18 protein-coding genes are annotated in these 17122 nt (G+C 63.4%); 13 read left to right on the forward strand and 5 right to left on the reverse strand.

The genetic code is table 11. The features are described 5' to 3' along the window. The first annotated feature begins 1 nt into the window (after nucleotide 1). The 10 genes from AC3YUO_RS01065 to AC3YUO_RS01110 all read left to right on the forward strand — a co-directional run bounded on the left by AC3YUO_RS01065 (nucleotide 2) and on the right by AC3YUO_RS01110 (nucleotide 9010). A complete protein-coding gene (locus tag AC3YUO_RS01065; protein ID WP_489961195.1) occupies nucleotides 2–778 on the forward strand; it encodes an SDR family NAD(P)-dependent oxidoreductase in 777 nt (258 codons plus the stop codon). Nucleotides 779–816: 38 nt separating this feature from the next. After that, nucleotides 817–1806, forward strand: a complete 990-nt coding sequence (locus tag AC3YUO_RS01070) for a zinc-dependent alcohol dehydrogenase (RefSeq protein WP_489961196.1) — start codon at nucleotides 817–819, stop codon at nucleotides 1804–1806. A 195-nt stretch (nucleotides 1807–2001) separates the two neighbouring features. Continuing rightward, entirely contained in the window at nucleotides 2002–3618 is a 1617-nt protein-coding gene (locus AC3YUO_RS01075; protein ID WP_489961197.1) for a sodium/proline symporter, read from the forward strand. An 8-nt stretch (nucleotides 3619–3626) separates the two neighbouring features. Next, on the forward strand, nucleotides 3627–4160 hold the full coding sequence (locus AC3YUO_RS01080) for a hypothetical protein (RefSeq protein ID WP_489961198.1): 534 nt from the start codon (nucleotides 3627–3629) through the stop codon (nucleotides 4158–4160). A 225-nt stretch (nucleotides 4161–4385) separates the two neighbouring features. Further along, a complete protein-coding gene (locus tag AC3YUO_RS01085; protein WP_489961199.1) occupies nucleotides 4386–5225 on the forward strand; it encodes a fumarate hydratase in 840 nt (279 codons plus the stop codon). A gap of 13 nt (nucleotides 5226–5238) precedes the next feature. Continuing rightward, a complete protein-coding gene (locus AC3YUO_RS01090; RefSeq protein ID WP_489961200.1) occupies nucleotides 5239–5796 on the forward strand; it encodes a Fe-S-containing hydro-lyase in 558 nt (185 codons plus the stop codon). 135 nt (nucleotides 5797–5931) lie between these two features. Next, entirely contained in the window at nucleotides 5932–6579 is a 648-nt protein-coding gene (locus AC3YUO_RS01095; RefSeq protein ID WP_489961201.1) for a Crp/Fnr family transcriptional regulator, read from the forward strand. A 29-nt stretch (nucleotides 6580–6608) separates the two neighbouring features. Next, on the forward strand, nucleotides 6609–7664 hold the full coding sequence (locus AC3YUO_RS01100; RefSeq protein WP_489961202.1) for an ABC transporter substrate-binding protein: 1056 nt from the start codon (nucleotides 6609–6611) through the stop codon (nucleotides 7662–7664). Beyond that, nucleotides 7651–8436, forward strand: coding sequence for an ABC transporter permease (locus AC3YUO_RS01105; RefSeq protein ID WP_489961203.1), 786 nt, complete (start codon nucleotides 7651–7653; stop codon nucleotides 8434–8436). The genes AC3YUO_RS01100 and AC3YUO_RS01105 overlap by 14 nt, the downstream gene beginning before the upstream one ends. Continuing rightward, nucleotides 8429–9010, forward strand: coding sequence for an ATP-binding cassette domain-containing protein (locus tag AC3YUO_RS01110; RefSeq protein WP_489961204.1), 582 nt, complete (start codon nucleotides 8429–8431; stop codon nucleotides 9008–9010). The genes AC3YUO_RS01105 and AC3YUO_RS01110 overlap by 8 nt, the downstream gene beginning before the upstream one ends. Before the next feature lie 89 nt (nucleotides 9011–9099). Here AC3YUO_RS01110 and AC3YUO_RS01115 read toward each other — a convergent pair whose 3' ends face one another. From AC3YUO_RS01115 to AC3YUO_RS01135, 5 genes are all read right to left on the reverse strand, one after another. Then, complete coding sequence (locus AC3YUO_RS01115; RefSeq protein ID WP_489961205.1) at nucleotides 9100–9516, reverse strand: CD1247 N-terminal domain-containing protein; 417 nt, start codon at nucleotides 9514–9516, stop codon at nucleotides 9100–9102. 50 nt (nucleotides 9517–9566) lie between these two features. Then, nucleotides 9567–10130, reverse strand: coding sequence for an elongation factor P (gene efp / locus AC3YUO_RS01120; RefSeq protein WP_489961488.1), 564 nt, complete (start codon nucleotides 10128–10130; stop codon nucleotides 9567–9569). A gap of 138 nt (nucleotides 10131–10268) precedes the next feature. Then, nucleotides 10269–11333, reverse strand: coding sequence for a M24 family metallopeptidase (locus AC3YUO_RS01125; RefSeq protein WP_489961206.1), 1065 nt, complete (start codon nucleotides 11331–11333; stop codon nucleotides 10269–10271). A gap of 265 nt (nucleotides 11334–11598) precedes the next feature. Then, complete coding sequence (locus AC3YUO_RS01130) at nucleotides 11599–12462, reverse strand: TIM barrel protein (protein ID WP_489961207.1); 864 nt, start codon at nucleotides 12460–12462, stop codon at nucleotides 11599–11601. After that, on the reverse strand, nucleotides 12459–12965 hold the full coding sequence (locus AC3YUO_RS01135) for a YqeG family HAD IIIA-type phosphatase (RefSeq protein WP_489961208.1): 507 nt from the start codon (nucleotides 12963–12965) through the stop codon (nucleotides 12459–12461). Before AC3YUO_RS01135 ends, AC3YUO_RS01130 begins: the two co-directional genes overlap by 4 nt. A gap of 127 nt (nucleotides 12966–13092) precedes the next feature. Here AC3YUO_RS01135 and AC3YUO_RS01140 point away from each other — a divergent pair, with 127 nt between their 5' ends. The 3 genes from AC3YUO_RS01140 (at nucleotide 13093) to AC3YUO_RS01150 (ending at nucleotide 17090) form a co-directional block, all read left to right on the forward strand. Next, nucleotides 13093–13899, forward strand: a complete 807-nt coding sequence (locus tag AC3YUO_RS01140) for a hypothetical protein (protein ID WP_489961209.1) — start codon at nucleotides 13093–13095, stop codon at nucleotides 13897–13899. A 219-nt stretch (nucleotides 13900–14118) separates the two neighbouring features. Continuing rightward, on the forward strand, nucleotides 14119–15438 hold the full coding sequence (gene rsxC / locus AC3YUO_RS01145; protein ID WP_489961210.1) for an electron transport complex subunit RsxC: 1320 nt from the start codon (nucleotides 14119–14121) through the stop codon (nucleotides 15436–15438). Next, a complete protein-coding gene (locus AC3YUO_RS01150; RefSeq protein ID WP_489961211.1) occupies nucleotides 15438–17090 on the forward strand; it encodes an RnfABCDGE type electron transport complex subunit D in 1653 nt (550 codons plus the stop codon). Before rsxC ends, AC3YUO_RS01150 begins: the two co-directional genes overlap by 1 nt. Nucleotides 17091–17122: the final 32 nt, after the last annotated feature.

The raw sequence follows: 17122 nt of genomic DNA on the forward strand, positions 1-17122 counted from the left end.
AATGAGTCTTCTGCAGGGAAAGAATCTATTCGACGTATCCGGCAAGGTGGTTCTGGTCACCGGCGCCGGCTCCGGTCTGGGAGAGGGATACGCCCTGGCCTTCGGCGAATCAGGTGCCACCGTCCTGTGTGCCGGGCGCAATCTCCAGCGTCTGGAGCACACGGTAACGGAAATCACCAATAACGGCGGAAGCGCCAAGGCCTACCAGGTGGATGTGACCGACCTCTCTTCCATCCAGGCCCTGGTGGCCGCGGCGGTACAGGATTATGGCCGAATCGACGTGCTGGTGAACAACGCCGGCTACGAAAACATCCAACCCTTCCTGGAGGTCACCCCCCAAGTGTACGACGACATCATGAACGTGAACCTGAAGGGCGTCTTCTTTGTGGCCCAGGAGGTCGCCAAGGTCATGAAGGCTCAGGGCGGCGGCAAGATCATCAACATCGGCTCACTGGGCAGCTACATCGGCCTGGCCGAGTCCAGCGTCTACTGCTCCACCAAGGGCGGCGTCATTCAGTTGACCAAGACCATGGCCATTGAGCTGGGCGAGTTCAACATTCAGGTCAACTGCCTGGCCCCCGGCTACTTCATCACTCCCATGACCCAGCCCTTCTACGACGATCCCAAGCACCGCGCCTGGATTGAAAGCCGCATCCCCCTGCACCAGTGGGGCACCACCCTGGATCTGGCAGGGCCCGCGCTGTTCCTGGCCTCGGCCGCCAGCAACTATGTCACCGGCGAGACCATCAAGGTAGACGGCGGCTGGCTGGCCAGCTGACCGCTCCCCCAAACCGTCCGAAGAAAGGAGATGCTCTGGTGAAAGCAGCAAGATACTACGGAATCCATGACGTGCGCTTTGAGGAAATCGAGAAACCCGCCTGCGGCCCCAACGAGGCACTGATCAAGGTCTCCTACGCGGGCATATGCGGCTCTGACCTTCATATCTATAACAAGGGTATGTTTATCCAGAACATTCCCGAGACCATGGGCCACGAATTCGTGGGCGTCATTGAGGAGGTGGGCAGCCAGGTCTCCGGCTTTGCCCCAGGAGACGTGGTCATCGCCAACCCCATGGTGCCCTGCATGAAGTGCGACAGCTGCCGGGTGGGCAGCTACAACACCTGTGAGGCCCTGGGCTTCATCGGCGAGGTGCGGCAGGGCTGCTTTGCCCAGTACATCGCCATGGACCAGGAAACTCTCATCCATGTACCAAAGGATGCCGACCAGAAAAAGGTCGCCCTGTCCGAACCTCTGGCGGTAGCCCTGAACATCTGCAAGCGAGCCAACTTTCAGCCCGACGACCGGGTGGCCCTCATCGGTGTAGGTCCCATCGGTCTTTTGACCATTCTGGCTGCCAAGGCCCTGTACGGAGTGAAAGAAATTGCCGCCGTGGATCTGTCCCAGGTACGGCTGGAGCTGGCCAAGCAGGTGGGCGCCTCTCAGGTCTATACCAGCCTGCCCGATGGATTGAAGTTCAACAAGGTGCTGGACGCCGCAGGCCAGCCCGTCACCTTCCAGACCGCCGTCAACCACGTGGAAGCCAACGGGTTCCTCTATGTAGTCAGCATTTTTGAAAAGGACTTCATCTTTGACATCAACACCCTGGTCTCCGCCCAGGCTACCCTGGTGGGCTGCAACGTCTACACCCGTGAAAATCTGGAGGACGCCGTGAAGGTCATCTCCGACGGACGGGTGGATGTGGGACCGCTCATCTCCCGGGTATTCGATTTGACCCAGTGCGCCGAAGCCTTTGCGCTTTTAAATTCGCAGGACAAGAGCGTTGCAAAAGTGTTGTTTCAGCCCTGACGGTTAAGAAAGGAGAGAAGATTGGTATGACAACCTTGTTTTGGGGATTTCCGGTGGATACAGGTCTGTTTATTCTAGGAACCATTGTAATCGCCGCCATCGCCACCATCACCTTCTATCTGGGCAAGTGGAGGCTGTAAGCTCCGCCTGCTTGGGCAGGCACACCCAAGAATCTGTAAACAAGGAGGCAAATCCATGAGTATTAATGACCTGGAAGCTGCCATTGGCATGGATATCCCTACCATAGTCCCCATCGTTTTGATCCTCTATATGGCCGCTATGCTCCTCATCGGCCTGTGGGCCGCCCGAAAAGTAAAAAACGCCGAGGACTGGTTTGTCGGCGGTCGTGAAATGGGCCCCTGGATTACAGCTCTGGCCCACGGCTCCAGCTCCGTGGGCGGCGGCATGTATATTGCCGGTCCCCAGTATGGCTGGGAATCCGGCGCTTCCTCCCTGTGGGCGGCCCCCGGCGACGTGTTCGGCCCCCTGCTGAACTTCGGCATCATCGCCCGGAGAATGCGCCGCTACACGGAGCGTACCCGCTCCCTGACCATCCCCGATTTCTTCGGTCACCGCTATTACAGCCGGGGCGTCAAGCTGCTGGCCGTCATCATCCTGCTGGTGGCCATGGTCATCAGCCTCATCGTGGAGTACCTGGCTCTGGGCATTCTGCTCTCCTGCATCACCGGCTGGAGCTTTGAGGTATCCCTGCTGGTGGGCTGTATCGTTATCCTTATTTACACCGGCGCCGGCGGCTATCTGGCCGTGGCCTACACTGACTTCGTTCAGTCCATCCTTATGGTCATCGGCCTGGCCATTCTCATTCCCGTGGCCCTTATCAGCGTGGGCGGCTTCACCGGCATGAACGAGGGCCTCTACGCCATCAATGCCGGCCTGCCCACCATGTGGGGCGAGGATTTCGTCCTCAAGGGCGCTCCCCTGATGATTGCCGGCACCGCTCTGGTCTACTTCGTGGGCTACATGGGCCAGCCGCACCTGGTCATTAAGACCGTGGCCATCAAGGACGAGAAGTCCATCCGCCTGGTTCCTCTCATCGGCGGCATCTTCGGCTTCTTCCTTTCCTTCGGCGTGTATATCCTGGGTATGGTAGGCCGCGTAATCTACCCCGACGTCTCCATGCTCCCCGGCGGCAGCGCGGAATATATCATGCCCATGCTGGCCCTGACCAAGCTGCCCCCCATCCTGGCCGGACTGCTGCTGGCCTGCGCCTTCTCCGCCATCATGTCCACCGCCAGCGCCCTGCTGCTGGTGGTCGTCTCCTCCGCTGGCAGCGACCTCTACCACGGCTACATCAACAAGAACGCCACGGAGAAGCAGGTTATGAACGTCACCAAGCTGGCCACCTACCTGCTGGGCCTGATTTCCGCTGTGCTGTGCTTCCTGCCCATGTTCCAGGTGGGCATCTACGAAGTCACCTGGATCGCCTGGTCCGTGCTGTCCCCCGCCTTTATCCCCCTGATTGTGGGCGGCCTGTACTGGAAGCGGGGCACCAAGGAGGGCGCCTACGCCGCTTTGATCGTGGGCTCCGTGGTGGGCTTTGGCTGGTACTACCTGCTCCAGGAGCGCACCCAGATCCACACCTTCTTTGCCGCCCTGGTGCTGGCCGTGGCCGCTTACATCATTGTAAGTCTGCTCACTAAGCAGCCTCCCAAGGAGGTTGACGACCTGGTGGACTACGCCAGAAAGTTTGAGGACGTGGAGGGCGGCGAGTCTGTGGCCTCCGGCGTGCAGATGACCCAGGAGCAGTTCCAGGCCGTCATCGCCCCCGCCGACGCGGTCTCTCCCGCCTGAATCCGGCCATGAAAACCATCAAGGTGATCACCGGCGTGCGCTTTCAGCCGGAGCACTTTCTCCAGCGCATGGCGAAGTCCAAAAAGCTTTCCTACATCGAATTCTCCCATGTAAACACCGTATACAGCCTGTGCTGGGTCTTTCAGTTCCGGGTTGCACTGCCTGTGACCCGCAAAATCACCCGGTACGCCGGCTACTACGCCGGCTTTGAGGAGTCCACCATGACTCCGGGCAAGCTGCGTATGCTGCCCGCCTCCCAGGAGATGGAGGTGGAAGACAGCCAGGTGCTGGCCCCCCGCCTCACCCAGGATGAGGCGCTGAAGGCCTCCTGGGAGTACAACAAGCTGGGCATTCTGCGCAAGTTCAAAAGTCTCAGCGCTCCGCCGGTCCTGGAGGAGTATGTGGTGGAACAGCTGTATAAGCCCATGTACGTCATGCGTTTTTATAACAAGGAGCTGGGCGAGGCCAAATATAAGGTGCTGGACTCCCTCTCCGGCGACCTGGAAAGCATCCAGATTCGCTCCGCCCCCTCCGCCGATTAACCGTTCTCCCTCCGTGTTCCCTCGGCCCACGGTTCCGGGCAGCTCCGTTTGGGGAGCTGCCCGGATTTTTATGCCCATGTTCCCTTCTCCCCTCTTTTTCGGAAAGCACATTGAATCCCATTGCGGTCCATGTTACAATAAGCTTTACCAACGGGCCACTTCGGCGGCCCTGCCCCGGGACGAAACCCGGGCGCGACTGATTTCAGACAAAGGGGGAACCCCATTGTGAGAACTATTTCCGCCGGGGCCATCACCGATGCGGTGGCTCGGCTGTGCATGGAAGCCAACACCCATCTGCCCAAGGATATTGCCGCCGCCCTGGACCGCAGCCGTCAGGAGGAGCCTTGGCCGCTAGCTAAAAAGACCCTGGACCTGCTGTGGGACAACTTGGAGGTGGCAGAGGAACGGGCCCTGCCCATCTGCCAGGACACCGGGATGGCCTGTGTTTTTGTGGAGCTGGGCCAGGATGTCCACATTGACGGCAATTTTGAGGACGCCATTCACGAGGGCGTCCGCCGGGGCTACGGCGAGGGCTATCTGCGCAAGTCTATTGTGGGCGACCCCCTCCGCCGGGTAAACACCGGGGACAACACCCCCGCCTTCATTACCCTCCATCTGGTTCCCGGCGACCGCTGCACCATCACCGTGGCTCCCAAGGGCTGCGGCAGTGAAAACATGAGCCGTCTGGCCATGCTCCGTCCCGCCGACGGGGTAGAGGGTGTGAAGCGCTTCGTGGTGGAGACCGTACAGAAGGCGGGCTCCAACCCCTGTCCCCCCATCGTATTGGGAGTAGGCGTGGGCGGCTCCTTCGACAAGGTGGCCGCGCTGGCCAAGCACGCCCTGCTGCGTCCCATTGACCAGCCCAACCCCGACCCCTTCTACGCCCAGCTGGAGCAGGAGCTGCTGGACGAGATCAACGCCCTGGGCATCGGCCCTCAGGGCTTTGGCGGCCGGACCACCTGCCTGGGTCTGGCCATCGAGGCCGCCCCCACCCACGTGGCCGGGCTGCCCGTGGCCGTCAATGTCAGCTGCCACGTCACCCGCCGGGCCACGGCGGAGCTGTAAGGAGGTCATTGCCATGCAGTACAAACTGACCACTCCCGTCACCCGGGAGGATTTGGCCCCCCTGCGTGCGGGGGACACGGTGCTGCTGTCCGGTGTGGTCTACACCGCCCGGGACGCAGCCCACAAGCGCATGATGGAGCTGCTGGACGCCGGTCAGCCCCTCCCCTTCCCCGTGGAGGGCTCCGCCGTCTATTACGTGGGCCCCACCCCGGAGCGCCCCGGTGAGGTCATCGGCTCCGCCGGTCCTACCACCAGCGGTCGGATGGACCCCTACTCCCCCCGCCTTCTGGACTTGGGCCAGGCCATCATGATCGGCAAAGGCGCCCGGAACCAGGCCGTCAAGGACGCGGTGGTACGCAACGGGGCCGTCTATCTGGCCGCCCTGGGGGGCGCCGGTGCCCTGATGGCCGGGAGCGTGCAGTCCCTTGAAATCATCTGCTGGGAGGATCTGGGCTGCGAAGCGGTGCGGCGGCTGGAGGTCAAGGACTTCCCCCTCACCGTCATTCTGGACCCCCAGGGGGGCGACCTCTACGAGAGCGGCCCCGCCGCCTACCTGGCCAGCCTGGGTTGATTTCCCGAAAGCATATTGGCATTCTGCTCCGCCTGTTCCCTGGGACAGGCGGAGTTTTTTGTTTCGTCTTGACCTTTTTCTTCCTCCATGCTATCATGTATCTGTCTTAAATGAGACAATTTAGGGGGTGAGGCTATGGCGCTGACCAGCCGGGAGCTGGAGGTTCTGGGAAGCTGTCCGCTGCTGCGGGGCGTCTCCCTGGATCGGCTCCGTCAGGCCGCCGGGGCAGGAAGCCGGGTGGCGTATCCCGCCGGCGAAACGGTCTATTGCCCCGACCACTTCCTCCGCTCCCTGGGAGTACTGCTGTCCGGTGAGCTCCAGGTCACCAAGGGCACCCTGTCGGTGAGCCGTCTGCAACCCGGGGACCTCTTCGGGGCCGCCGCCCTATACAGCGACGCCCCGGAGTTTGCCACCACCATCACTGCCCGACGGCCCAGCTGCTGTCTACTGCTTAGTCAGCAGGTGGTGGATGATCTGCTGGCCGAGGACGCTCTGGTACGGAACAACTACCTGCGCTACCTCACCGGCCGCATCCGGTTCCTATCCACCCGGCTTCAGTCCCTCTCCCAGCACGGGGTGGAGGGCAAGCTGGCCCGCTATCTGCTGACCAATCAGCGGGGGCAGGTTCTGGTCTGTCCCGCCACAGAGCTGGCGGGGCGTCTGGGTGTGAGCCGCGCCTCCCTGTACCGGGCCTTTCAGGCCCTGGAGGACGCCGGTCTTATCATCCGCCATGGCCCATCCATTGAGATCCCCAACCTGGCTGCCCTGGAAGGGGTACTCTGACCGCAAACAATTTGGAAAGGACGAATGTTATGAAGAAACCGCTTTCCCTTCTGCTGTGCGCCGCGCTGGCGCTGTCCCTGCTGGCCGGCTGCGGGCCCAAGAGCACCTCTTCCGGCTCCGACTCCAGTTCCGCCGCCGGTTCCTCCGTCTCCTCTTCCCAGGAGACCCCGGACCTGCCCACCCTCAATTTCATGGTGCTCAGCGGCCCCACCGGCGTGGGCGCGGCCCAGATGATGGCCACCTATGACGTCACTGCCGAGAACCCCGACACCTCTCTGGGCTTCCTGCTCAATTCCACTGTGGAGGCGGACAATCAGGTAGTCTCCAACGCCCTCATTAACAAGGACGCGGACATCGCCGCCATGGCCACCAATGTGGCCGCCAGCCTCTACGCCAAGACCGACGGTGCCATCCAGGTACTGTGCGTCAACACCCTGGGCGTGCTCTATATTCTGGAGAAAGGTGACAGCGTCCACGCCATGACCGACCTGGCGGGCAAGACGGTGTACGCCACCGGCCAGGGCGCCAACCCGGAGTATGTGCTCAACTACCTGCTTACGGAAAACGGCGTGGACCCCGCCTCGGTGGACATCCAGTGGATGACCGCCCAGGAGGTCAGTGCCAAGATGACCTCCTCGGAGGAGGCCATCTGCATGCTCCCCGTCCCCGCCGCCACCGCCCTGATGCTCCAGGACTCCGGCGTGCGCCAGGCCATCTCCCTGTCCAGCGCCTGGGATAAGCTGGAGCAGGGCTCCCTGCCCCAGGGTTGCCTGGTAGCTCGCACCGAGTACGTGGCGGAACATCCGGAAGAGGTGGAGGCCTTCCTGAAGGCCTATCAGGAGTCCATCACCTACATGAATGACGAGGCCAATCTGGACTCTGCCGCCCAGATGGTGGCCCAGTTCGGCATCACTGCCAACGAAAAGGTGGCGGCCGCCGCCATTCCCCAGTGCAATCTCACCTACCTGGCGGGCAGCGAAATGAAGCAGGCCCTGGAGACCTACTACCAGGTGCTGGTTCAGGCCGACCCCGCCTCGGTGGGCAACGCCATGCCCTATGACTCCTTCTACTATGGAGCCGACTAAGTCCAAAAAATCTATCCTGGCTTATCTGCTGCCCCCGGCCTTTTGGCTGGGGGCTTGGCAGCTTGGGGCCTTTTTAGTGGAGCGGGCCGTGGACGGCCGGGGCAATGAGCTGCTCCTCCCCTATCCCGCCTCCGTCCTGGCCGCCCTGCTGGAGCTGCTACCCACGGAGGCGTTCTGGGCCACGGTGGGGGCCACCCTGCTGCGGGTGGCCGCCGGACTGGCCGCTGGAATCCTTTTGGGCGCTCTGCTGGCGGGAGCTACCTGCTCCTGGGTGTGGCTCCACCGCCTGCTGGCCCCGGCCATCCGCATCGTCCGGGCCACGCCGGTGGCCTCTTTCATTCTGCTGGTCTTGCTGTGGACGGGACGAAATACCGTCCCCGCCGTCATCTCCGCCCTGATGGTACTGCCGGTGGTGTGGGAAAATCTGGTGCGGGGCATTCAGGCTGCCGACCCCCAGCTTCTGGAGCTGGCCCGGGCCTACCGCTTCTCCCGCTGGAAAACTCTGCGTCTCATCTATCTGCCCTCCCTGCGCCCCTATTTCCTCTCCGCCGTTATCACCTCCACGGGACTGGCCTGGAAATCCGGCGTGGCCGCCGAGGCCATCTGCTGGCCCCGGCCGGGAATCGGCACTCAGATTTACAACACCAAGCTGTATCTGGAGATCCCCTCCCTCTTCGCCTGGACGGCGGTGGTGGTGGCCCTCTCCCTGGTTCTGGAGCGGCTGCTGCGGCTGGTGCTGGGACGATGGAAAGGAGGCGGCGGGGATGATTGAGCTCTCCCACCTGGACTTCTCCTACGGGGACCGGACCGTGCTTTCCGACTTCTCCCTCACGCTGCCCGCCCAGGGAATTACAGCCCTCCAAGGCCCTTCGGGCTGCGGAAAAACCACCCTGCTGCGGCTGCTGGCCGGGCTGGAGCGCCCTCAGAGTGGGACCATTTCGGGCATTTCTCCCGGGACAGGGGCCATTCTCTTTCAGGAAAACCGCCTGCTGCCCTGGCGCACCGTGGGACAGCACATCACCGATGTATTGCCCCGGGAGCGGCAGGATGAGGCGGTACGTTGGCTGGAGCTGGTGGAGCTGGAGGACGAGGTCGACACCCTCCCCGCCGCCCTGTCCGGCGGCATGGGCCGCCGCCTGGCCCTTGCTCGCTGCCTGGCTCTGGGCGGGTCCGTCTACCTGCTGGACGAGCCCTTTGCCGGAGTGGATCCGGAGCGGACACGGCGCATTTTGACACGCATCCGCAGCCTTGGCATCCCGGTGGTGCTCACCAGCCACCAGGCGTCCGTGCTGGAACTGGCTGACCGGGTAATTTCCCTGGACGGTCCGCCCCTTCATCGCCTGTAAGAGGGCGCGACCAACGGAATTCAGAATAAAAAAACAGGATGTCCCGTACGGGACATCCTGTTTTTTTCGTTTGTTCAGCGAAACGAAGCTTACTCCTCGTCATCCGCCTCAACGGTGTCGTCGCTGAGATCCAGAGAGTACTTGGTCTCGCAGTTGGGGCACTGGATAAAGCCTTCGGCCAGGGCCTTGTCGTCGATGATCAGAGGCTCCTCGCAGGTGGGGCACTCCACCTCGAACCAGTCGTCGTCGTAGTCCTCGCTCTCGTCGTCATCCTCGTCCTCATCCTCGAAGACTACGGACTCCACATCGGCCAGATCGTCGGACAGCACGTCGATCTCCTCACCCAAAGCCTGGGCGTTCTCCTCCAGGTCCTCAATGGACAGGCCGACCTCCTCCAGGATGCCGATCATCACGGAGATGAGCTTGCCTTCCTTGGACTTCTCGGTGTCCAGATTCAGGCCCTCGGCCAGGCCCTTCAGATAAGCGACTTTTTCGGAAATAGTCATAGCAGTTTCCCTTTCCGAGGCTTTGCCTCTCTCATTTGGGTTGGTCCCGATTAGCCCTTGCAGCGCTCCAGATACTCACCGGTACGGGTGTCAATCTTGATCTTGTCGCCGGGGTTGATGAACAGGGGGACCTTGATCTCGGCGCCGGTCTCCAGGGTGGCGGGCTTGGTCACGTTGGTAGCGGTGTCGCCCTTGAAGCCAGGATCGGTCTCGGTGACCTCCAGCTCCACGAAGTTGGGGGGCTCCACGCCGAAGACGCTGCCCTTGTAGGACATGACCTTGCAGGTCATATTCTCCTTCACGAACTTGAAGGCATCGCCCAGCAGGTCCTTGCCGATGGGCAGCATGTCATAGGTCTCCATGTCCATGAAGTAGTAGAGGTCGCCGTCGTTGTAGCTGTACTCCATGTCCTTGCGGTCCACGAAGGCCTGCTCAAACTTGGCAGTGGGGTTAAAGGAGGTCTCAGTCACGCCGCCGGTGATGATGTTCTTCATCTTGGTGCGGACAAAGGCGGCACCCTTGCCGGGCTTAACGTGCTGAAACTCAACCACCTGCATGACCTTGCCGTCCATCTCAAAGGTCACGCCGTTGCGGAAATCACTGGCGGAAATCATTGCCATTGGGATCATCCTCCATCTGTATTCTAGATAAGCTGATTTATTTTACCCCATTTTCCCTGCTTTGACAAGGGGGTTCCTGGGAATTGGTGAAGTTGGCAGGCGAAATTTACCCAAAAATAACCTGTCTTTGGCTTAGAGCACAATTAAATCCTTGGGGGAACGGGTGATGTCCTCGCAGCCGCCCTCCCGCAGGATGAGTACGTCCTCAATCCGTACGCCAAACCGCCCGGGCAGATAGATGCCCGGCTCGGCGGAAATAACCGCGCCGGCCGGCAGAGGACGGTCCTCCGTGGGGCTGGCGTTGGGGGACTCGTGGATGTCCAGGCCCAGGGAGTGGCCGAAGCTGTGGCAGAAGTACTCCCCGTACCCCGCCTCGGCCATGACCTGGCGGGCGGCTCCATCCACCTCCCGGCCGGTAACTCCCGCCCGGGCGGCGTTGATGCCCGCCTTCTGGGCGGCCAGCACGGTGGCGTACACCAGCTCCATCTCCTCGGTGGGCTGGCCCAGGGCCACAGTGCGGGTCATATCCGAGCAGTACCCGTCCACCTTGCAGCCGAAGTCCATGGTGATGAACATGCCCGTGTCCACCACCTGGTCCCCGGGCACGGCGTGGGGCCGGGAACCGTTGGCGCCGGCGGCCACGATGGGGTCAAAGGACACTTTCTCACCTCCCCGGCGCAGCAGCTCGTAGACCAGGCGGGCGGCAATCTCCCGCTCGGTCATGCCGGGCCGGATGAAGCTGAGAATGGCCTTGAATGCCTCATCGGTAATCTGCTGTGCCCGGCGCATGGCGGCCAGCTCCTCCTCGTCCTTGCTGGCGCGCAGATCGTCCAGCAGGGGCTGGGCGGGGGTGAGAATGCAGGGCAGCTCCTGGGCATAGCGGCGGTGCTGATCCACCGTCATCACGCCGCTCTCAAAGCCTACGTTATGGAGCCCGTGCTCCTCCAGATAGGCCCGGGCCTGGGCCAGGTGGCCGCTGCCCGTGGTCACCAGAGACACCTGGGCCCCGGTAATCTGCTCCTGGGCCGCCTCAATGTACCGCCCGTCGGTGGTGTAGTGGGCACCTTCCCGGGTGACCAGCAGCAGGCCCTCTCCGTGGAAGCCCAGCGCGTACCGCTCTCCGGCATCGCTGGTAATCAGCATGGCGTCCAGGCCGTACTCCGGCAGCTTGGACGCAATCTGAGTCAAATGATTCATCGTTTGTCGCTCCTTATTCACTTGTAACATGAAACAATGTCCGGATGCTTATCGGAAGCCCTCATAAATCCGCTTCATCTCCAGCGCATCCTCCGCCTGAGTACCCGCGCTTCTCCCCATCGCCCCACGGGGCGGTGGGGGCCCCTCTGCCTTTAAATGCTCGGGCGAAGTGAATTCGCCCTGCGCAATTTGCCGCGCAGCGGCAAATTTACGGCGCAAAGGCGCCGCCCCATCTCCCGATGGGGCCCCCTGCAAAAGCGCCCGGTCAGGTTTCCTCTGCGTATTCCCGGTAGATTCGCTTCATCTCCAGCGCATCCTCCGCCTGGGTACCCGCGCTTTCACAGATAAAGGTAGGACTCCAGCCCCGCGCGGCCACCTGGGCGGCCAGAGGAGTCCAGTCCGGGCCGTAGCCCCCGTCGTCGGCGAAGGTGCGGTGGCACTTTTCGCCCCCCTTGGGGGTAAATTCGATGTGGGAGAAGTGGCTGTGGAAGCGGCTGGCCCGCTCCCGGCCCAGCACCTCCTCCACCCGGCTGAGCATCCGCCCAAAAGCCTCCGCCCCGTCGTCCGCCCCAAGAGAGCGGGCATACAGGTGGCCGAAGTCGATGCAGGGAAGAAGGCGCTCATCCACGGTGCACAGCTCCAGCACCTCGTCCAGATCCCCCAGCTGGTTGATTTTCCCCATGGTCTCGGGGCACAGGATGATGTCGCCAAAGCCCTGGTCGTCACAGGCGGCCACCACCTCGCGAAGGGACCGAAGGGCGATGTCCTGGGCCTCCCGCCGGGTTCGCTTCATGAGGGCCCCGGAGTGGATGACCACCCGCTCCGCGCCCATCCACTGGGACACCCGGCAGGCGGCGGTGATGTAGCCGATGGTCTTTTGCAGCGCCTCGGGGTCGGGATTGGCCAGGTTAATAAAGTAGGGGGCGTGGAGGGAGAGAGCGATGCCCGCCTCCCGGGCCTTCTCCCCCACCTTCCGTGCGGTCTCCTCCCCCACATGGACGCCCTTGCCGCACTGGTACTCGTAGCAGTCCAGGCCCAGCCCGGCAATCCAGCCGGGGGCGTCGGCGGAGGACTTGTAGACCTTGGAGAAGCTGTCCGAGTTGCCCGCGGGGCCGAACCGGGCGCTCACAGGAAGGGCCTGCCCTTCCCCAGCAGGCGGAAGGGGGTCTCAATGGCGTAGCGGATATACCGTCCGGGGTTGCCCGCCAGACGGATGGGCTCCACCAGCAGGGGCGTCACCCCCGCGTTGTTGGCGCCCAGGGTATCGGTGAAGATCTGGTCTCCCACCATGACGGTCTCCTTGGGGGTACAGCCCATGCGCTCCATGGCCCGCAGGTAGCCCGCCTTCCGGGGCTTGCCCGAGTGGCCCTGGTAGGGGATGCCCAGCTTCTCGGCGAAGTTCTGGGCCCGGCCGGGCTTACGGCTGTTGGAGAGCAGAAACAGCTGGATGCCAGCCGCCTCCAGCTCCTCCTTCCAGTCCACAATGGCCTGGGGGGGCTGGGTCACCTTGTAGGGGACCAGGGTGTTGTCCAGGTCGGCCAGCACCAGACGGATCCCCCGGTCGGCCAGGTCCTTGGGGCGCAGACTGGTCACCGAGGGGTACACCCCCCGGGGAATGGGTGAAAAGGGCACGTTGGTGTCCTCCTTTGTTCTAAATACCGGCGAAGACGGCATACAGTGGATTGTGTGGACGCCGCCCCGCGTTCCGGCGTCTGATCAGTATATCACATTCGCCAATTTTGGACAAGGGGGAGCCTGTATGGCCAATCAAGACACCTTTCTCATACCCATTCTGCCCCGGCAGCTGGGCCAGCTCCAGGGCTTCAGCGTACTGCCCGCCCACCTGGCCTACCGCATCGGCCGGGGGCCCCACCTGTTCCGCTCGGAGGGGAGCGTACCGCCCCAGGGGGGCGTGATGGTGCTGGACGCCTCGGGCTTTGACGGCTTCGGCGCCGGGGAACCCTTCTGCCAGGAGGTGGTGCGGGAGTGTCTGGCCCGCGGCTTTTCCGGGGCGGTGCTGGACTTCGATGTACGCCTGCCTCCCCTGGAGGGAATTGCCGCCCAGCTGGACGAGAGCTTCGCCCGCCGGAGCTGGAACCTGTATGTGCCGGAGAGCTACGGCCGCTGTGCCCCCCGGGCCAGGGTGATGATCTCCTCCGCTCTGTCCGGCGGCTCCCTGACCCTGCGCCTGGAGGAGGCCCAGGAGCGCTTCGGCCGAGACCGGATCGCCCTGGCCCTGGAGCCGGCGGCGGAGGACTTCTTTCTCCCCTCCCCTTCTGGCAGCGGCACCCCCCTGAGCCGGGAGGCTCTGAGCCGCCTGATGGAGCGCCTCCATCCCTCCGTTTTCTTCTCCAACGAGCTGTGCGCCCGGTACTTCACCTACACCAATCCCGACGGCGGAGCCCACTTCGTCCTCTTCGACGACGGGGAGACCCTGTGTCGGAAGGTGGACACCGCCCGCCGCCTTGGCATCCACGTCTTTCTGGCCCCCTGGGAACAAATTAAGGAGTACACCCAGGCCCTGGGCCTGTCCCGGCAAACACTTCCTACCCGCCGCCTGTGTTAAAGCTGAATTTTCCCTGAAAAATCCCCTGCCGCACCCATGCGGCGGGGGATTTTTGGCTCTTTCGGCCAAAAATTTTCTTTGAGCAATCTGTGAACTTTTCAGAAATACTCTGGACAGAAACGGCGGATTTGCATTATGATGTACTTTGTATGAACATGCATACTTGGCACGGATTTTGTCGTCTCCCCATGTGGGAGCGCCGTGCCTGGAGGTCAGTCAATGAAACATTCCTTTTTTGGCGGGGTCCACCCCGCCGGACATAAAGAGAGCACCCGGCGCAAGCCCATCGCTCCCCTGGACAAGGCTCCGGAGCAGGTGGTCATCCCCGTGCTCATGAGTCTCCACGGCCAGGCCGAGCCCCTGGTGGGCCCTGGTGACCGGGTGCAGGTGGGCCAGCCCCTGACCCGGGGGGTGGATGGCGGCGTGTGCGTCCACGCCAGCGTTTCGGGCCGGGTGACCGCCGTAGAGGAGCGGCCCCACCCCTGGGGCGGCACCGCCCTGGCGGTGGTTCTGGAAAACGACGGGGAGGACACTCCCTTTGAGGGCTGTCCCCAGCCTCTGGCCCCGGAGGAGGTCACGCTGGAGCAGCTGGTGGAGCGCACCCGCTGGGCCGGTATCGCCGGAATGGGCGGCGGAGCCTACCCCACCCACCGGAAGCTGGCCCAGGCGGCCCGCAAGATTGACACCCTCATTGTCAATGCCGCCGAGTGCGAGCCCTACATCACCGCTGACCACCGGCTGCTGCTGGAGCGCAGCGACCACATCCTTCTGGGCACCCGGGTCATCGCCCGGTGCCTGGGGGCCAAGCGGGCCGTGGTGGTCACCGAGGGGGACAAGCTGAATGCTGTGGAGGCGGTGGAGCGCCGCCTGCGCAAGCAGGGAGCCAAGACGGAGCTGTGTACCGTGGGCACCCGCTATCCCCTGGGCGCGGAGAAGCAGATTGTCCAGACGGTCACCGGGCGGGAGGTCCCGGCCGGCGGAACGGCGCTGGATGTCAACTGTCTGGTGCTCAATGTGGCCACCGTCTTTGCCATTCAGGACGCCCTGTTTCACGGCCAGCCCCTCACCCATCGGGCCGTCACCGTCACCGGCGGCGCGGTGGCCCGGCCCCGGAACCTGTGGGTGCCCATCGGCACCCCCCTGCGCTGTCTGCTGGAGTCCACCGGCGGCCTGCGGGAGGTTCCCGAGCTCATTCTCACCGGCGGTCCCATGATGGGTACCCCCCAGAAGGACCTGGAGGCCCCGGTGGTCAAGAACACCAATGGTCTGGTGTGCCTGGCCCAGTGGGAGCGCCGGGCCCCCACCCCCGAGACCACCTGCATCCGATGCGGCAAGTGCGTGGCCAGCTGCCCCATGCATCTGGCTCCCGTCTTCATCGGCCGGGCCCTGCGGGAAAACCAGACCCACAAGCTGCCCGGTCTTCATCCCCAGGACTGCATCCAGTGCGGCTGCTGTTCCTACATCTGCCCGGCCAGCATTCCCCTCATTGAACTGGTCCGCCAGGCGGGCGAGTTTTTGGAGAAAGGAGGGGAGGACTGATGGATCGCATCCGTTCCTATCGGCTGCCCCCTCAGGTGGGGCAGCCCTCCACCACGGCCTCCATGATGCGGGAGGTCATCATATCCCTGATCCCCGCCCTGGGTATGGCCGTCTTCTTCTTCGGCGTCCGGGTGCTGGTGCTCACCGCCCTGTCGGTGGGGGCCTGCGTGCTCTTTGAGTACGGCTACCGCCGCTTTATGCACCTGGAAAATACCGTCCGGGACCTGTCTGCCTGCGTCACCGGACTGCTGCTGGCCATGTGTCTGCCCCCCTCCGCCCCCTACTGGGTGCCCATCCTGGGGGCCGCCTTCTCCATTGTCCTCATCAAGCAGTTTTACGGCGGTCTGGGCAAAAACTTTATGAACCCCGCCCTGGGCGGACGGATGCTGCTGGCCACCTTCCCCATTCTCATGACCACCTGGCCCCAGCCCCTCCAGTCCCTGCCCCTGTGGGGCACAGACGCGGTGTCTGCCGCCACCCCCATGTCCTACCTCCACGACGGAACCCTGCCCCCCCAGACGCTGAGTCAACTGCTGTTGGGCCAGCAGGGCGGCTGTCTGGGTGAGGTATCCTCCTTCATGCTTCTGCTGGGCGGCTGCTATCTGGTGCTGCGCCGGGTCATCTCTCCCCGCATCCCTCTGTCCTATCTGGGCACGGTGGCGGTGCTGGCCCTGCTGTTCCCCGGCGGAGACCAGGGACGTCTGGTATGGATGTGTGCCCAGCTGCTCAGCGGCGGGCTTCTGCTGGGCGCCATCTTCATGGCCACCGACCCCACCACCTCTCCCGTCACGCCCAGAGGCCAGATCCTCTTCGGTGTGGGCTGCGGACTGTTTACTGTTCTGCTGCGCAGCTGCAGCTCCTACCCCGAGGGTGTGGGCTGGGCCATCCTCACCATGAACTGCTGCGTGTGGCTGCTGGACCGCGCCGGAATGCCCCGGCGCTTCGGAGTCACCCCTTTCACCTCTTTCAAAGAGCACCTGGAGCACCTGCGCAGCAGCGCGGCGGAAATCAAATTCGTCAAGCCCCAGTTCCAGTTCCGCCTCCATGAGGCGGGCAAGGCCCCCGGCGAGGGACACCTGGATCAGATCCGGGCCCACGCCAAGTCCTGGGGCTGCCTGGCCACGGTGGTACTGGCCACCGGTCTTGCCATCTACGGCGTCCACCGCTTCACCGACCTGGACACCGTCCGGGCGGAAAATCAGCACCAGCAGCAGCTGCTCGCCCAGGTGATGCCGCAGGCGGCCTTCAGCTCGGAGACCCCCTACCGGGCCAACGGCGCTCTGTCCATTACCGCCGGATACAGCAGCAGCAATGAGCTGCTGGGCTACTGCGTGGAGGTCCAGGCCCAGGGCTTCGGCGGCGTCATTACCATGCAGGTGGGCGTGGACCTGAACGGTCAGGTCACCGGCGTGGCCGTCACCGACCACAAGGAGACCCAGAGCGTGGGCACCAACGCCATGACCCCGGAGTCGCTGAGCCGGTACATCGGAAAGTCCGGCACCATCCGCACCTCCGGCAGCAACTCGGTGGACGCGGTCAGCGGCGCCACCGCCACATCCCAGGCCATTACCGACGGCGTCAACCGGGCGCTGGCCATTGTGGCCAATCTGGATACGGAAGGAGAGGTGGAGTATGTGGACAGTGAAGTATAACTCCGCCTCTGCCCTGGAAAGGAGGTCCCGCT

Source organism: Pseudoflavonifractor sp. HNCC25GI2, from assembly GCF_058136395.1.

Coding starts and splice junctions, on each gene's coding strand:
- rsxC (WP_489961210.1), top strand. CDS start 14,119: ATGAAACATTCCTTTTTTGGCGGGGTCCACCCCGCCGGACATAAAGAG.
- efp (WP_489961488.1), bottom strand. CDS start 10,130: ATGATTTCCGCCAGTGATTTCCGCAACGGCGTGACCTTTGAGATGGAC.
- AC3YUO_RS01075 (WP_489961197.1), top strand. CDS start 2,002: ATGAGTATTAATGACCTGGAAGCTGCCATTGGCATGGATATCCCTACC.
- AC3YUO_RS01110 (WP_489961204.1), top strand. CDS start 8,429: ATGATTGAGCTCTCCCACCTGGACTTCTCCTACGGGGACCGGACCGTG.
- AC3YUO_RS01080 (WP_489961198.1), top strand. CDS start 3,627: ATGAAAACCATCAAGGTGATCACCGGCGTGCGCTTTCAGCCGGAGCAC.
- AC3YUO_RS01150 (WP_489961211.1), top strand. CDS start 15,438: ATGGATCGCATCCGTTCCTATCGGCTGCCCCCTCAGGTGGGGCAGCCC.
- AC3YUO_RS01140 (WP_489961209.1), top strand. CDS start 13,093: ATGGCCAATCAAGACACCTTTCTCATACCCATTCTGCCCCGGCAGCTG.
- AC3YUO_RS01100 (WP_489961202.1), top strand. CDS start 6,609: ATGAAGAAACCGCTTTCCCTTCTGCTGTGCGCCGCGCTGGCGCTGTCC.
- AC3YUO_RS01125 (WP_489961206.1), bottom strand. CDS start 11,333: ATGAATCATTTGACTCAGATTGCGTCCAAGCTGCCGGAGTACGGCCTG.
- AC3YUO_RS01105 (WP_489961203.1), top strand. CDS start 7,651: ATGGAGCCGACTAAGTCCAAAAAATCTATCCTGGCTTATCTGCTGCCC.
- AC3YUO_RS01065 (WP_489961195.1), top strand. CDS start 2: ATGAGTCTTCTGCAGGGAAAGAATCTATTCGACGTATCCGGCAAGGTG.
- AC3YUO_RS01115 (WP_489961205.1), bottom strand. CDS start 9,516: ATGACTATTTCCGAAAAAGTCGCTTATCTGAAGGGCCTGGCCGAGGGC.
- AC3YUO_RS01090 (WP_489961200.1), top strand. CDS start 5,239: ATGCAGTACAAACTGACCACTCCCGTCACCCGGGAGGATTTGGCCCCC.
- AC3YUO_RS01095 (WP_489961201.1), top strand. CDS start 5,932: ATGGCGCTGACCAGCCGGGAGCTGGAGGTTCTGGGAAGCTGTCCGCTG.